Genomic DNA, 14787 nt, shown 5'->3' with positions numbered 1-14787 from the left:
GCGTTTGCGGACCCAGCTTTGCATGGTGGACAGCGGCCAGATCGGCAGGTATCCCATCGCAAAGCTACATTCCGCGCCAAAAAAGGCCCACACCACATGCCCACGTTGAACGACATCCGATCCACATTTCTGAACTTTTTCGAAAAGCAGGGGCACCAGATTGTCCCGTCCAGCCCGTTGGTTCCGCGCAACGATCCGACGCTGATGTTCGTGAACTCGGGCATGGTCCAGTTCAAGAACCTGTTCACCGGCGTCGAGACGCGCGATTACAACCGTGCGACCACCGCGCAGAAATGCGTGCGCGCCGGCGGCAAGCACAACGATCTGGACAATGTCGGCTATACTGCCCGCCATCACACCTTCTTCGAGATGATGGGCAACTTCAGCTTTGGCAACTATTTCAAGGAAGAAGCGATCACCTATGCGTGGGAGCTGCTGACGCAAGGGTTCGGCATTCCGGCCGAGCGGCTGTTGGTCACTGTCTATCACACCGATGACGAGGCCGCGAACCTGTGGAAAAAAATCGCGGGCCTGCCCGATGAGCGGATCATTCGCATCCCCACTGCCGACAACTTCTGGCAGATGGGGCCGACCGGTCCTTGCGGTCCCTGCACCGAGATTTTCTATGATCACGGCGACCACATCTGGGGTGGCCCTCCGGGCTCGCCCGAGGAAGACGGCGACCGGTTCATCGAGATCTGGAACGTCGTTTTCATGCAGAACGAACAGTTCGAAGACGGCTCCATGGTGCCGCTGGACATGCAGTCGATCGACACCGGCATGGGGTTGGAGCGGATCGGCGCGTTGTTGCAGGGCAAGCATGACAACTATGACACCGACCTGATGCGCAGCCTGATCGAGGCCAGCGCCGATGTATCGCACAGCGATCCTGACGGGCCGGGCAAGACGCACCACCGCGTGATCGCCGACCACCTGCGGTCCACCTCGTTCCTGATCGCAGATGGGGTGATGCCGTCCAACGACGGGCGCGGCTATGTGCTGCGGCGGATCATGCGCCGGGCGATGCGTCATGCGCATCTGCTGGGGGCCAAGGACCCGATGATGTACAAACTGGTCCCCGCACTGGTCCGCCAGATGGGCGCGGCTTACCCTGAACTGGGGCGCGCGCAGGCGCTGATCACCGAAACGCTGGAACTGGAAGAAACCCGGTTCAAGCAGACGCTTGAGCGTGGTCTGAAACTGCTGGACGACGAGTTGACCGGTCTGGCCGAGGGGGCTGCCTTGCCCGGTGCGGCGGCGTTCAAGCTGTACGACACCTTTGGCTTTCCGCTGGACCTGACGCAGGATGCCCTGCGTGAAAAAGGCCGCAGCGTTGACACCGAAGGGTTCGACAGCGCCATGGCCGAGCAAAAGGCCAAGGCCCGCGCGGCTTGGTCCGGTTCGGGCGAGGCGGCGGATGCGACCGTTTGGTTCGACGTGGCTGATACCGCTGGCACCACCGACTTCCTGGGCTATGACACCGAAACCGCCGAAGGGCAGATCGTGGCCTTGGTTCAGGACGGCGCGCGGGTGGACACCGCAGCCGAGGGGCAAACGGTGCAGATCGCGCTGAACCAGACACCGTTCTATGCCGAAAGCGGCGGACAGGTCGGGGACACGGGGCTGATCAGAACCGAAAGCGGCACCGCGCGTGTGACCGACACGCGCAAGACCGCGGGCGTGTTCACCCACACCGCCATCGTTGAAAAAGGCAGCCTGAACAAAGGCCAATCTGCCGTTCTTGAAGTGGATCACGCGCGGCGCACGTCGATCCGTGCCAACCACTCGGCGACCCACCTGCTGCACGAGGCCCTGCGCAATGCGTTGGGGGATCACGTGGCACAGCGTGGTTCGCTCAATGCGGCGGACCGGCTGCGGTTCGACTTCAGCCACGCCAAGGCGCTGAGCGCCGAGGAACTGGCGCAGGTCGAGGCCGAGATCAACACCTATATCCGTCAGAACGATCCGGTCGAAACGCGCATCATGACCCCGGACGACGCCCGCGCCATCGGTGCGCAGGCCCTGTTCGGCGAGAAATACGGCGACGAGGTGCGCGTCGTTTCGATGGGACGCGCCGACACCGGCAAGGGCGGCGATGGCCAGACCTATTCGATCGAACTGTGCGGCGGCACCCATGTGCGCCAGACCGGTGACATCGGCGCTTGTGTGATCCTGGGCGACAGCGCCAGCAGCGCAGGCGTGCGCCGGATCGAAGCGTTGACCGGGGCCGAGGCGCTCGCTTATCTGCGCGCCCAGGACTTGCGGCTCGCCGCTGTGGCGGACGCGTTGAAAGCACCTGCTGCCGAAGTGTCCGACCGCGTGCGCGCCCTGATGGACGAACGCAAGGCGCTGGCCAATGAAGTGGCGCAGTTGCGCCGCGAACTGGCGATGTCCGGCGGCGGCAAGGCCGAGCCACAGGCCGAAGACGTGAACGGCACGGCCTTCCTCGCGCAGGTGTTGACCGGCGTCACCGGCAAGGATCTGCCCGCCCTGATCGACGCACACAAAGAGCGCATGGGTTCTGGCGCGGTTCTGTTGATCGCGGATGATGGTGGTAAAGTCGCCGTTGCCGCCGGTGTGACCAAGGACAAGGTCGAAACCGTCAGTGCCGTGGATCTGGTCAAGGCGGCTGTCGCCGAACTGGGCGGCAAGGGCGGCGGTGGCCGCGCCGACATGGCCCAGGGCGGCGCCAAGGATGCCACAAACGCAGATGCAGCCATCAAAGCGGCAAAAGCCGTCATCGGAGGATAATATGCCCGCACTTTGGATCGCCCACGTCACCGTGACAGACGAAGAGGCTTACGGAAAATACGCCAAGCTGGCAGGCCCTGCGATAGCGGCCCACGGCGGTGCGTTCATCGCGCGCGGCGGACGTTTCGTGCAGCTTGAGGGCAAGGAACGCCCGCGCAATGTGGTGGCACGCTTTCCTTCGGTCGAAGCCGCCGAAGAGTGCTATCACTCGGACGCCTACCAACAGGCGCTGTCCCACGCCCGTGGTGCATCGGAACGCGAACTGCTGATCGTCGAAATCAGCGAGTAACCTGCCAGGTCTTGGCCCCAAATATCCCGGTTGAATTGGCCGCAGGCCAAGGAGGCAGCGCCCCGCACCGGACAAAGCAAAGAAGGCGCCCCGATCAGGGCGCCTTTTTCACATCTTATCGTCTTGAAATCAGGCTGATTTCGCCATCCGCTTGCGCTCGTGCGAGTCCAGATACCGCTTGCGCAGACGGATCGCATTGGGCGTGACTTCGACCAGCTCGTCGTCGTCGATATAGGCAATCGCCTCTTCCAGCGAGAGCGTGATCGGCGTGGTCAGGCGCACGGCTTCATCGGTGCCCGATGCGCGCACGTTGGTCAGTTGTTTGCCCTTCAGCGGGTTCACTTCCAGATCGTTTTCACGGCTGTGTTCCCCGATGATCATGCCGGTGTAGACGGCTTCCTGCGCGCCGATGAAGAACTTGCCGCGGTCTTCCAGTTTCCACAGGGCATAGGACACGGACACACCGTTTTCCATCGAGATCAGAACGCCCGCGCGACGGCCCGGGATGGTGCCCTTGTGCGGTGCCCAGCTGTGGAACACGCGGTTCAGAACGCCGGTGCCGCGTGTGTCGGTCAGGAATTCGCCGTGATAGCCGATCAGGCCGCGCGATGGCACATGGGCCACGATGCGGGTCTTGCCTGCGCCTGCGGGTTTCATCTCAACCAGTTCGCCCTTGCGCGCGCCGGTGATCTTTTCGATGACCGCGCCAGAGTATTCGTCATCCACGTCGATGGTGGCTTCTTCGATGGGTTCATGGCGCACGCCGTCGATGTCCCGGAACAGAACCTGCGGACGCGAGATCGACAGTTCAAAACCTTCGCGGCGCATGTTCTCGATCAGAACGCCCATTTGCAATTCGCCACGGCCCGCAACTTCAAAGGCTTCGCCGCCGGGGGTGTCGCTGATCTTGATGGCGACGTTGCTTTCGGCTTCTTTGTGCAGGCGGTCACGGATGACGCGGCTTTGCACTTTCTTGCCGTCACGGCCTGCCAGCGGGCTGTCGTTGATGCCGAAGGTGACGGTGATGGTGGGCGGGTCGATCGGCTGGGCCGGGATCGCTTCGGTCACGGATGCGTCGGCCAGCGTGTCGGCCACGGTTGCCTTGGTCATGCCAGCAATCGACACGATGTCACCCGCTTCGGCCACGTCGATGGCGGTCTGGTCCAGACCACGGAAGGCCAGGATCTTGGTGCAGCGGAAGTTTTCGATCAGCTTGCCGTCGCGCGACATCGCCTTGATGGTCTGGCCCGCTTTCACGGTGCCGGATTCGATGCGGCCGGTCAGCAGGCGGCCCAGGAACGGATCGCCGCCCAGGGTTGTTGCCAGCATGCTGAAGGGTTTGTCGGCATTGGCCACCTGCGCCGGCGCGGGAACGTGGCTGAGGATCAGGTCGAACAGGGCGTCCAGACCGTTGCGTTTGCCGTCCAGCTCCATATCGGCCCAGCCGTTGCGGCCCGAGGCGTACATGGTGGGGAAATCCAGCTGTTCGTCCGTCGCATCCAGGTTGGCAAAGAGGTCAAAGCATTCGTCCAGCGCGCGGTCCGGCTCGGCATCCGATTTGTCGACCTTGTTGACCACGACGATGGGGCGCAAGCCCAGCTTCAACGCTTTCGAGGTCACGAATTTGGTCTGCGGCATGGGGCCTTCGGCGGCGTCCACCAGCAGGACAACACCATCGACCATCGACAGGATACGTTCCACTTCGCCGCCAAAGTCGGCGTGGCCGGGGGTGTCAACGATGTTGATCCGCGTGCCTTTCCATTCCACCGACGTGGGTTTGGCAAAGATCGTGATACCGCGTTCGCGTTCCAGATCGTTGCTGTCCATCGCGCGTTCGGTGGTCGCCTGATTTTCGCGGTAGGTGCCCGATTGTTTCAGCAATTCGTCGACCAGTGTTGTTTTGCCGTGGTCAACGTGGGCGATGATTGCGATGTTGCGCAGTTCCATGGGTTCAGCCTTTAAGGATAAGTTGCCGCGCGCATACCGTGCGGGTGCAGCAAAGGCCAGTGAAAAAGGGTTTTGCGGCCCTTTGTGGTGTACAGTTGCCGCAAAGTTGCGTGTAAATCAGTGTTGGGCGCTGTTGGAAAACAGGTGGATCACCAGAATCCCCGCGATGATCAGCCCCAGACCGGCGACTGCGGGCAGGTCCAGTTTCTGGCCAAACAGCACATATCCAATCCCCGCGATCAGCACGATCCCCAGTCCCGACCAGATGGCATAGACGATGCCAACAGGCATCTCCTTGAGCGCCAGCGCCATGAAATAGAAGGACGCGCCATAGAATACGACCACGGCCAGCGACGGCCAAAGCCGCGAAAACTGTTGCGAGGCTTGCAGTGCGGTGGTGCCCATGGTTTCGGTGACGATGGCGATCACCAGCCAGAGGTAGTGCATGGGCATTGTGTTTTCCTTCGTGGGTCAGAGCGGCAGCGCGGTGCTGTCCTTGATGTCTTCCATCACGAAGCTGGCTGAAATATCCGCCACGGGCAAGCGTGCGATCAACTGTTGGTACAGACGGTCATAGCCCGCCATATCCGCCACACGGGCGCGCACCAGGTAATCAAGGTCGCCGGTCATGCGGTAGACGCTCAGGATACCCGGGATTGCCTTGGCAGCGGCGGCAAAGCGTGCCTGCCAGTCGGGATCGTGGCTGCCGGTGCGGATTTGCATGAACACCATCAGCGGCAGGCCGATCTTGGCCGGGTCCACCAGGGTGACGCGCGCGGTGATGATGCCTGCGTCCTCCATCAGGCGGATGCGCCGCCAGCAGGCATTGCGCGACAGGCCCACCGTATCGCTGAGCGAATCCAGTGATTGGCTTGCATCGCGTTGCAGTTCACTCAGCAGATTGCGGTCGATGTCGTCTAAATTCAACATACCGCCCGTTTACTTTGGATAATGTCCCAATGCAACCGCCAAGACGGTTTAAATTTGGGACCTCTTCCAGCCGGAAAACGGGCAAATTGCGCACAGAAAAACAGGAGCAAACCCATGATCGCACGCATTTTCCTCAGCCACCCGCGCACTGTCGATGAAAGCTATTTCGAACATATGCTGTTCGCAGGGCGCTTTGCGGTGCGGTTGTTTGCGGCAGGCGGTGCGGCGCTGGTCCACGCGGTGATCCCTTGTCTGTTTGAAAAGACCGCCAGCCGGATGATTGCGCAAATGTATGCGCAGACCCACAACCGGGGTCAATGACGGATGTGCCGTTGGGCCGCCTATCTGGGCGAACCAATCTTTATGGACGGGTTGGTGACCAGCCCCGGCCATTCGCTGGTGCACCAGTCACGCGCGGCCAGCGAATGCAAGACGGCGCTGAACGGCGACGGTGTGGGCGTTGCCTGGTACGGTGAGCGCGCAGAGCCGGGGCTGTACCGCGATGTCTACCCCGCGTGGTCCGATCCGAACCTGGCGGCGCTGTGCAGCACGGTCAAAAGCCACGCCTTCATGGCGCATGTGCGCGCCTCGACCGGATCGGCCACCAGCCGCAACAACTGCCATCCTTTCGCCTGCGGGCGCTGGAGTTTCATGCACAACGGGCAGGTCGGCGGGTTTGACCGGTTTCGCAGGCTGGCCGATATGGGCGTTTCGGATGCGCTTTATGCATACCGGCGTGGGGCGACGGACAGCGAGTTGTTGTTTCTTTACGCGATTGCCGAAGGTCTGGACGACGCGCCCGAGGTGGCGATGGTCACCGCTCATGCAAGGCTTGAGGCGATGTCGCGTGCCCATGGCACCACGCCGCACCTGCGGTCATCGGCGGCATGGATGGACGGGCAGCGGCTTTTCGTGCTGCGCACGTCGACCGACCATATTGCGCCCACGGTCTATTACCGGCGTAGGGCGGATGACCTGGGGTGGTTCGTGGTGTCCGAGCCGCCGGAGCTGGGGCAGGCGGGTTGGATCGAATTGCCCGCGGGGCATCTGGCGGCGTTTTCGGATGCGGGCGTGGAGATCACGCCGATGGCGGACGTTGCGAGGGTCGCGGCCTGAGGCATATGCGGTTGTGACTGCCTGCGCAGTTCACACACCGGACATTCACGCGGTGGATGTCCGGTGTGTGTGAAAACCGCCGATCTGCAAATCAGCCCTTTAACGCGGCGTTCAGGTTCTCGTCGACCTTCTCAAGGAACCCCATCGTTGTCAGCCAGCCCTGATCCGGTCCGACCAGCAGCGCCAGATCCTTGGTCATAAAGCCGCTTTCGACCGTGTCCACCACGACCTTTTCCAGCGTGTTGGCAAATTCGGTCAGGGCCGCATTGTCGTCCAGCTTGCCGCGATGTTTCAGCCCGCCGGTCCAAGCAAAGATAGACGCGATCGAGTTGGTCGAGGTCTGCTCACCCTTCTGGTGCTGGCGATAGTGGCGGGTGACGGTGCCGTGGGCGGCTTCGGCCTCGACGATCTTGCCGTCGGGGGTCATCAGCAGCGATGTCATCAGCCCCAGCGAGCCAAAGCCCTGTGCCACGGTGTCGGATTGCACGTCACCGTCATAGTTCTTGCAGGCCCAGACATAGCCGCCCGACCATTTCATCGCCGAGGCGACCATGTCGTCAATCAGACGGTGTTCGTACCAGATGTTGGCGGCTTTGAACTTGTCCGCGAATTCCGCGTCATAGACCTCTTGGAAGATGTCCTTGAAGCGTCCGTCATAGGCCTTGAGAATGGTGTTCTTGGTCGACAGATAGACCGGAAAACCGCGTTGCAGGCCGTAGTTCAGCGAGGCGCGGGCAAAGTCGTAGATCGACTCGTCCAGGTTGTACATGCCCATCGCCACACCGGCAGCGGGCGCATCGAACACTTCGTTTTCGATGGTTTCCCCGTCTTCACCGACAAAGGTCATGGTCAGCTTGCCGGGGCCGGGAAAGCGGAAGTCGGTCGCACGGTATTGGTCGCCATAGGCGTGGCGGCCCACCACAATCGGCTGGGTCCAGCCGGGCACAAGGCGCGGAACGTTCTTGCAGATGATCGGTTCGCGGAAGATCACGCCACCCAGGATGTTGCGGATGGTGCCGTTGGGCGAGCGGTACATGCGTTTCAGGCCAAATTCCTCGACCCGCGCCTCGTCGGGCGTGATTGTCGCGCATTTGACGGCAACGCCGACCTCTTTGGTCTTTTCGGCGGCGTCCACGGTGATCTGGTCGTCGGTCGCATCGCGGCTTTCGATGCCCAGATCGTAATACAGCAGGTCGATGTCCAGATAGGGCAGGATCAGCTTTTCCTTGATGAACTCCCAGATGATGCGGGTCATTTCATCGCCATCCATTTCGACGATGGGGTTCTCAACCTTGATCTTGCTCATGCGCATTTCCTTTTCAAAGGATGTTTTGGGTTGGCATTGGTCTAGCGCACAAGGGGGCGTTCGGAAAGAGTGTATACAAATGTATACCGATTTGTCGCACCTGTTTTCAAACAGCCTCGGCGGATGCCCGCGCGCGGTGCGCAGGTGCTGTCCATGCAGGCAGTTTGCAGGGCTGAAAACGAAAAACGCCGCCGTCATGGGGGGACAGCGGCGTTTGACCTGCCGGATCGGCGCGGATGAACCGCGCCTTGGCATTCCTTAAGGGTTTACTTGGCCGTGATGACCTGCATCACCAGCTTGTCCTCGATCTTGATGGGGCCGTCTTCCTTGGCGCCCAGTGTGTATTCGAACACGCCGGCTTTCATGCCGCCGGTTTCACCGTGGACCATCAGCATCAGCATATCGCCGGGTTTCACTTCTTCCTGAAGGATCGCCGCGACGTCCATGTTGTCCCCCTTGCGCAGCGGCGCATAGCCGACGACAGGGCCGGGCTTCATGTCGGCATCGGTGCGGTGCACCACCATCCAGCCGTTTTCGCCGGCGACGACCTTGTCAGCTGCAACAACCCCGTTTTCAACGGATTGGTCAGCGGCTTCGACAGAGGGTGCCATCGCGTGTGCAGCGGCAAACACGCCGGTGGCCGAGACGGAAAGGGCAAGTGCGATCAATGCGGTTTTCATCTTCAAAATCCTCATGTTGGTTCATGCGCAGCCGGATTCGTTCCGTGCCACTTGCAAGCAGTCACGTAAGAGGGCGCGGAAAGTTTCAGAGGCGCTGAAAGAAAATCAGCGTTTTGCGAAAAAACCAGCCAGCAGCGGGCGCAGCCACGCCCACAGGACCGGTGCGCCACGGTTGATGGGGGTGCCGACGCGGGCATCCAGCTGATCCATCGTCACGTTGTATTCGATCCAAGAGCCGCCACCGCTGTACAGGTTGCCCACGGGCGTCTGGGTGCGGTCGATGGCCTTGGCGAATTGGGCGTCCGGGCTTTGTGCGGCTTCGAACTCGTCCCACAGCGCGCGGAAATCGCGGGCCTGGTCGGGGGGCAGCAGGTTGAACAGCCGGTAGGCGGCGGCGGCTTCTTTCAGCGCCATCGCTTCGTGATCGACATGGCCGTGAATGGGCGCGTCGCCTGCGTCGATCTCGACAATGTCGTGGATCAACAGCATCCGCAGCACGCGAGATACGTCGACATCAGGCCCGGCATGTTCTCCCAGAACGGTGGCATACAGCATGATGTGCCACGAGTGTTCCGCCGAGTTTTCGCGCCGGGAATTGTCGAGCAATTTGGATGCACGCAGCACGCCCTTGAGCTTGTCCGCCTCGCGCAGGAAGCTCATCTGCTGGTCAAGCCGGTCCCGTTGGTCGGTGGTCAGATCCATCGCGGGCGCAGGTGCAGTCATCGGTCTGGCCTATACGTCAGTTTGGCTTTGGAACTCTTTGAGTTTCTTGACCAGAAACGCGCGGCCCTGTTGTTCGGCCAGCCGGGTGCGCACCGCCGTCAGAAACGCCTCTTCCAGCGTTTGCGACGATGCGCCCAGAACCTCGCCCAGCTTCATGAACAGCCGGTCATCGCCGATCTTGCGTTGAACGGCGATGCATTCTTCGGCCAGTTTGTTGGCCATCTCCTGAACCGAAGGATCGGTCATCAGCGGCTGTTTTCCGTCAGGCGGCGTTTCACATAATCGGTTGTGGCGCCGATCAGGGTGTCAAGGTGCGGCTCTTCAAAGAAGTGGCCGGCGCCTTCGACCTCGGTGTGGGTGATGGTGATGCCCTTTTGCTCGTGCAGCTTGTTCACCAGCGCCGTTGTGTCGGCGGGCGGGGCCACGCGGTCGGCGGTGCCGTTGATCACCAGACCCGATGCCGGGCAGGGCGCCAGGAACGAAAAGTCGTACATGTTCGCAGGCGGTGAGACCGAGATAAAGCCGGTGATCTCGGGGCGGCGCATCAGCAGCTGCATCCCGATCCACGCGCCGAAGGAAAAGCCCGCGACCCAGCAATGCTTCGAGTTGTTGTTCATCGACTGCAGGTAATCGAGCGCCGAGGCGGCATCCGACAATTCGCCGATGCCCTGATCGTATTCACCCTGGCTGCGGCCCACGCCACGGAAGTTGAACCGCAGAACGGTGAAACCCATATTGTAGAACGCATAGTGCATACGGTGAACCACCTTGTGATTCATCGTGCCGCCGAACTGGGGGTGGGGATGCAGAACGATTGCAATCGGGGCGTCACGTTCTTTTTGCGGGTGATAGCGGCCTTCGAGGCGGCCTTCGGGTCCGGGAAAAATGACCTCGGGCATGGGCATCCTGTGATTTGGCGTTTCAAGGACCGGATTTCTTGACGAAATCGCTCAGTTACCTTAGAACGGTTCTAAATGAAGCAACGGACAGCTCTGTCCCTTGCGGTTCGAATTGATGTAGGCCCTTGGCGCGCAGAGGTCAATCTGTCACTGCGTTCAGCGGACTTTGAGGAGGCAAAGAATGAAGCTGTCGACAAAAGGACGCTACGCGATGGTGGCGCTGTCCGACATTGCGTTGCAGCCCGAGGGGACTTTGGTCAGCCTTGGGGATATTGCGACCCGCCAGTCGGTGTCGTTGCCCTATCTGGAACAGCTCTTTGTCAAACTGCGCCGCGCCAAGCTGGTGATGTCGGTGCGCGGTCCGGGGGGCGGCTATCGGCTTGCGCGGCCTGCGTCCGAAATCCGTGTCGTCGATGTGCTGGAGGCCGTCGATGAAAAGGTCGACGCGATGCACAAGGGGGCAGGGGTGTCGGGTGGCACGTCGGGCAGTCGGGCGCAGTCGCTGAACAACCGCCTGTGGGAGGGGTTGAGCGCGCATGTCTACGTGTTCCTGCATCAGACGCGGCTGTCAGATGTGATCGACAACGAACTGGCCCCCTGTCCGGCAGTGCCGAACCTGTTTGCGCTGGTGGACGAATAAGGTCGAAGTTATGGGGGCGCGGCCCCTGTTCCCGTGGGAGCCCTACGGGAGGTATTTAACCAGAGAAAGTATGATGCGGGTCTATCTGGATCACAATGCAACCAGCCCTTTGCGGGCCGAGGCGCGCGCGGCGATGATCGCGGCGATGGACGTTGTGGGCAATCCCTCCAGCGTCCACGCCGAAGGGCGCGCGGCCAAGTCGCTGATGGAGCGTGCGCGCGCGGATGTGGCCGAGGCGCTGGGGGCGGTCGAGGCGGATATCGTTTTCACCTCGGGCGCGACCGAGGCGGCGGGGCTGGCCTGTGCGGGGCGTGATCTGGCGGGTGCTGCGGTGGAACACGATGCGGTCGGTGCCTGGGTGCGCGATGCACTGGCGGTGGATGCGCAAGGGCGCGTAACCGTCGAAGATGCGGGTGCGTCGGTGTTGCAACTGGCAAATTCCGAAACCGGTGTGATCCAGAATGTGCCCGCCGGGATCGCTGTGTGCGACATGACACAGGTCTTTGGCAAGATGCCGCTGGATTTCATGGCCTCGGGTGCGCGCATGGCCTTGGTGTCGGCGCACAAGCTGGGTGGGCCAAAGGGCATCGGCGCGCTGGTCTTGCGGCGGGGGCAGGAAGTGCCCGCGCAGATCAAGGGCGGCGGGCAGGAAATGGGCCGTCGGTCAGGCACGGAAAACATCATCGGCATGGTGGGTTTTGCCGCCGCAGCCAAGGCGGCTGTGCGCGATGTGGCAGAGGGCCGCTGGGACCGGGTTGCGGAACTTAGAAATATTCTAGAAAACGGTCTTGAGGCTGCGTCAAAGAAGACTATTTTTGTCGGGAAAGATAGGGGCGGCGCAGAATCGCTGTCTGTGCCCCACAGGCTGCCCAACACCAGCTGTTTCGTCACCCCCGGATGGAAGGGCGAGACGCAAGTGATGCAGATGGACCTTGCAGGGTTTGCGGTGTCTGCAGGGTCTGCCTGTTCCAGCGGCAAGGTGCGCGCCAGCCGGGTGCTGACCGCGATGGGATTTGTGCCCGCCGATGCTGCCAGTGCGCTGCGCGTGTCGCTGGGGCTGGAGACGACAGAGGATGATGTGCTGCGGTTCATTGATGCATGGACCGGCAAGCTGAGAAAACACGAGGCGCGCGCCGCTTGATGCGTGGCGCCTTAATAGAAGGAAGTCTGGTTTGGACAAAGTATTGGAAAATGACGGCGTTAAAGAGGGTGTCGACCAGGAGACCGTTGACGCGGTCCGCGAGGTGGGCGGTGCTTACAAGCACGGCTGGAACACCGACATCGAGATGGACTATGCGCCCAAGGGGCTGACACCGGACATCGTAAAGCTGATTTCCGAGAAGAACGAAGAACCGGCGTGGATGACCGAATGGCGGCTGGAGGCCTATGAGCGCTGGCTGACCAAGGAAGAGCCTGACTGGGCGATGGTCGACTATCCCGAAATCGACTTTCAGGACCAGTACTACTATGCCCGCCCCAAAAGCATGGCCGTGAAGCCCAAGTCGCTGGACGAGGTCGACCCCAAGCTGCTGGAAACCTATGCAAAGCTGGGCATTCCGCTGAAGGAACAGATGATCCTGGCCGGCGTCGAGGGCGCGGAAAACGCCCCCGCCGAAGGGCGCAAGGTGGCTGTGGATGCGGTTTTTGATTCCGTATCCGTCGGCACGACGTTCCAGGCCGAGTTGAAAAAGGCCGGTGTGATCTTCTGCTCGATCTCGGAAGCGATCCGCGAATATCCCGATCTGGTGAAGAAATATCTGGGCTCGGTCGTCCCTGTCAGCGACAACTTTTATGCCACGCTGAACTCTGCCGTGTTCTCGGACGGCTCGTTCGTTTACGTGCCGCCGGGCGTGCGCTGCCCGATGGAGCTGTCGACCTATTTCCGCATCAACGCGGAAAACACCGGCCAGTTTGAACGCACGCTGATCATCGCCGACAAGGGCAGCTATGTGTCCTATCTGGAAGGGTGTACCGCACCCGCACGCGACATCGCGCAACTGCACGCCGCCGTGGTCGAGATCATCATCGAAGAAGACGCCGAAGTGAAATATTCGACCGTTCAGAACTGGTATCCCGGTGACGAGAACGGCAAGGGCGGCATCTATAACTTTGTGACCAAACGCGCCGATTGCCGGGGCGACCGGGCCAAGGTGATGTGGACCCAGGTGGAAACCGGATCTGCCGTGACGTGGAAATACCCGTCGTGCATTCTGCGCGGGGACGATTCACAGGGCGAGTTTTATTCCATCGCCATCGCCAACAACATGCAGCAGGCCGACACCGGCACCAAGATGGTCCATCTGGGCAAGCGGACCAAGTCGCGGATCGTGTCCAAGGGGATCAGCGCGGGCAAGGCGCAGAACACCTATCGCGGGCTTGTGTCGATGCACCCAAAGGCCAAGGAATCGCGCAACTATACCCAGTGTGACAGCCTGCTGATCGGTGACAAATGCGGGGCGCACACGGTGCCCTACATCGAGGTCAAGAACAACTCGAGCCGCGTCGAGCACGAGGCGACAACCTCCAAGGTGGACGACGATCAGTTGTTCTATTGCCGGTCGCGCGGGATGGACGAGGAAGAGGCTGTGGCGCTGGTCGTCAACGGCTTCTGCAAGGACGTGTTGCAGGCGCTGCCGATGGAATTTGCGATGGAAGCCCAGGCGCTTGTCGCGATTTCGCTGGAAGGGTCGGTGGGCTGATTCATGACGGCGGGTGATCCCATAGCCTTGCATTGGTGGAAGGCGGTGCCGAATTTCGGTGACGCGATCTCTGCCATGGTGGTGGCCCATGTGTCGGGCCGCCCCGTGACCCATGCGGGTGCGGGCAAGGCTGACTTGTTCGCCATCGGTTCGATCATCCAAGTGGCACGGCGTGCGCATCAAGACGCGCGGGCCGACGGCGTGAAGCCGTGGATCTGGGGCAGCGGAATGCTGGCGCCTGTGAATCGCGATTTCCTGCCGCATGTTCAGATCGCGGCGGTACGCGGACCGATTTCGGCGGCGCTGTTGCAGATCGAGACCGACAGCTTTGGCGACCCCGGTCTGCTGATTTCCGAGGTGGTCACAGATGTACCCGAACGCAGCGACCGCATCGGGATCGTGCCGCATCACACGCTTGTGGACGCGGCGGCCGCGTTGGCTGCCGATCTGGGCTATCTGCTGATCGACCCGCGTGGCGACGCCGCCGAGGTCTGCCGCCAGATTGCATCCTGTGCGCATGTGTTCGCGTCTTCGCTGCATGGGCTGATCGTGGCCGATGCCTATGGCGTTCCGAACACGTGGGTGACGCCCACAGGGCAAGGCCATCTGAAATACCACGACTACGCCGCCGGCGTGGGCCGCAGCCTGATTGCGCCCGTCGCCATGGGTGATATTGCTGACTTCGACCGCGCTTCTGCCCAGCCACCGCAGGCCTATGCGCATGGTATCAAGCGCGCCCGCGCCGCCCTGAAAACCACATTCCCGGCACCGTTGCGTGCCGCACCGCATATGGCGTCAGCCTGACGC

The 14787-nt window shown here is 61.6% G+C and carries 16 protein-coding genes; 8 read left to right on the top strand and 8 right to left on the bottom strand.

Going from position 1 to position 14787, the window contains the following annotated elements:
- Positions 1-96 precede the first annotated feature (96 nt).
- The gene (gene alaS, locus BUC08_RS04250) at positions 97-2751 is read left to right on the top strand and encodes an alanine--tRNA ligase (protein WP_037920275.1); all 2655 of its coding nucleotides are present in this window, start codon (positions 97-99) and stop codon (positions 2749-2751) included.
- 1 nt (position 2752) lies between these two features.
- Positions 2753-3040: a DUF1330 domain-containing protein gene (locus BUC08_RS04245; protein ID WP_037920277.1), complete on the top strand. Its 288-nt coding sequence runs from the start codon at positions 2753-2755 to the stop codon at positions 3038-3040.
- Positions 3041-3169: 129 nt separating this feature from the next.
- Here the strand turns inward: BUC08_RS04245 and typA are convergent, their stop codons facing one another.
- From typA to BUC08_RS04230, 3 genes are all read right to left on the bottom strand, one after another.
- Entirely contained in the window at positions 3170-4987 is a 1818-nt protein-coding gene (gene typA, locus BUC08_RS04240; protein WP_037920279.1) for a translational GTPase TypA, read from the bottom strand.
- A 117-nt stretch (positions 4988-5104) separates the two neighbouring features.
- Positions 5105-5434, bottom strand: coding sequence for a DMT family transporter (locus tag BUC08_RS04235; protein ID WP_174861760.1), 330 nt, complete (start codon positions 5432-5434; stop codon positions 5105-5107).
- Positions 5435-5458: 24 nt separating this feature from the next.
- Positions 5459-5917, bottom strand: coding sequence for an Lrp/AsnC family transcriptional regulator (locus tag BUC08_RS04230; protein WP_037915374.1), 459 nt, complete (start codon positions 5915-5917; stop codon positions 5459-5461).
- 114 nt (positions 5918-6031) lie between these two features.
- Between BUC08_RS04230 and BUC08_RS04225 the strand changes: the two genes are divergently transcribed.
- Together BUC08_RS04225 and BUC08_RS04220 are read left to right on the top strand one after the other, a co-directional pair.
- Positions 6032-6238 (top strand): DUF6356 family protein, encoded by a 207-nt coding sequence (locus tag BUC08_RS04225; RefSeq protein WP_028956634.1) that lies wholly within the window; start codon positions 6032-6034, stop codon positions 6236-6238.
- Between the two features lie 3 nt (positions 6239-6241).
- The gene (locus tag BUC08_RS04220) at positions 6242-7033 is read left to right on the top strand and encodes a class II glutamine amidotransferase (RefSeq protein WP_037920284.1); all 792 of its coding nucleotides are present in this window, start codon (positions 6242-6244) and stop codon (positions 7031-7033) included.
- Between the two features lie 91 nt (positions 7034-7124).
- Here BUC08_RS04220 and BUC08_RS04215 read toward each other — a convergent pair whose 3' ends face one another.
- The 5 genes from BUC08_RS04215 to BUC08_RS04190 all read right to left on the bottom strand — a co-directional run bounded on the left by BUC08_RS04215 (position 7125) and on the right by BUC08_RS04190 (position 10641).
- Entirely contained in the window at positions 7125-8339 is a 1215-nt protein-coding gene (locus tag BUC08_RS04215) for an NADP-dependent isocitrate dehydrogenase (protein WP_037920286.1), read from the bottom strand.
- Between the two features lie 266 nt (positions 8340-8605).
- A complete protein-coding gene (locus tag BUC08_RS04205; protein ID WP_174861665.1) occupies positions 8606-9019 on the bottom strand; it encodes a DUF7282 domain-containing protein in 414 nt (137 codons plus the stop codon).
- Between the two features lie 105 nt (positions 9020-9124).
- Entirely contained in the window at positions 9125-9742 is a 618-nt protein-coding gene (locus BUC08_RS04200; RefSeq protein ID WP_224769752.1) for an HD domain-containing protein, read from the bottom strand.
- A gap of 9 nt (positions 9743-9751) precedes the next feature.
- Positions 9752-9988 carry a hypothetical protein gene (locus BUC08_RS04195; protein WP_037920292.1) on the bottom strand — a complete coding sequence of 79 codons (237 nt, stop codon included), beginning with the start codon at positions 9986-9988 and terminating at the stop codon, positions 9752-9754.
- Entirely contained in the window at positions 9988-10641 is a 654-nt protein-coding gene (locus BUC08_RS04190; RefSeq protein WP_028956628.1) for an alpha/beta hydrolase, read from the bottom strand. Before BUC08_RS04190 ends, BUC08_RS04195 begins: the two co-directional genes overlap by 1 nt.
- Positions 10642-10822: 181 nt before the next feature.
- Here BUC08_RS04190 and iscR point away from each other — a divergent pair, with 181 nt between their 5' ends.
- The 4 genes from iscR (at position 10823) to BUC08_RS04170 (ending at position 14784) form a co-directional block, all read left to right on the top strand.
- A complete protein-coding gene (gene iscR, locus BUC08_RS04185; RefSeq protein WP_037920295.1) occupies positions 10823-11281 on the top strand; it encodes a Fe-S cluster assembly transcriptional regulator IscR in 459 nt (152 codons plus the stop codon).
- 70 nt (positions 11282-11351) lie between these two features.
- Positions 11352-12422: a cysteine desulfurase family protein gene (locus BUC08_RS04180; RefSeq protein ID WP_037920297.1), complete on the top strand. Its 1071-nt coding sequence runs from the start codon at positions 11352-11354 to the stop codon at positions 12420-12422.
- A 31-nt stretch (positions 12423-12453) separates the two neighbouring features.
- Entirely contained in the window at positions 12454-13980 is a 1527-nt protein-coding gene (gene sufB, locus BUC08_RS04175; RefSeq protein WP_224769751.1) for a Fe-S cluster assembly protein SufB, read from the top strand.
- A 3-nt stretch (positions 13981-13983) separates the two neighbouring features.
- Positions 13984-14784 (top strand): polysaccharide pyruvyl transferase family protein, encoded by an 801-nt coding sequence (locus tag BUC08_RS04170; protein ID WP_037920301.1) that lies wholly within the window; start codon positions 13984-13986, stop codon positions 14782-14784.
- The last annotated feature ends 3 nt before the right edge of the window (positions 14785-14787 follow it).

It is taken from the genome of Pseudosulfitobacter pseudonitzschiae (genome assembly GCF_900129395.1).
Taxonomy (GTDB): domain Bacteria; phylum Pseudomonadota; class Alphaproteobacteria; order Rhodobacterales; family Rhodobacteraceae; genus Pseudosulfitobacter; species Pseudosulfitobacter pseudonitzschiae.
Note: the sequence above shows the minus strand (reverse complement) of the source record. Positions and strands in the feature narration are given on the sequence as shown.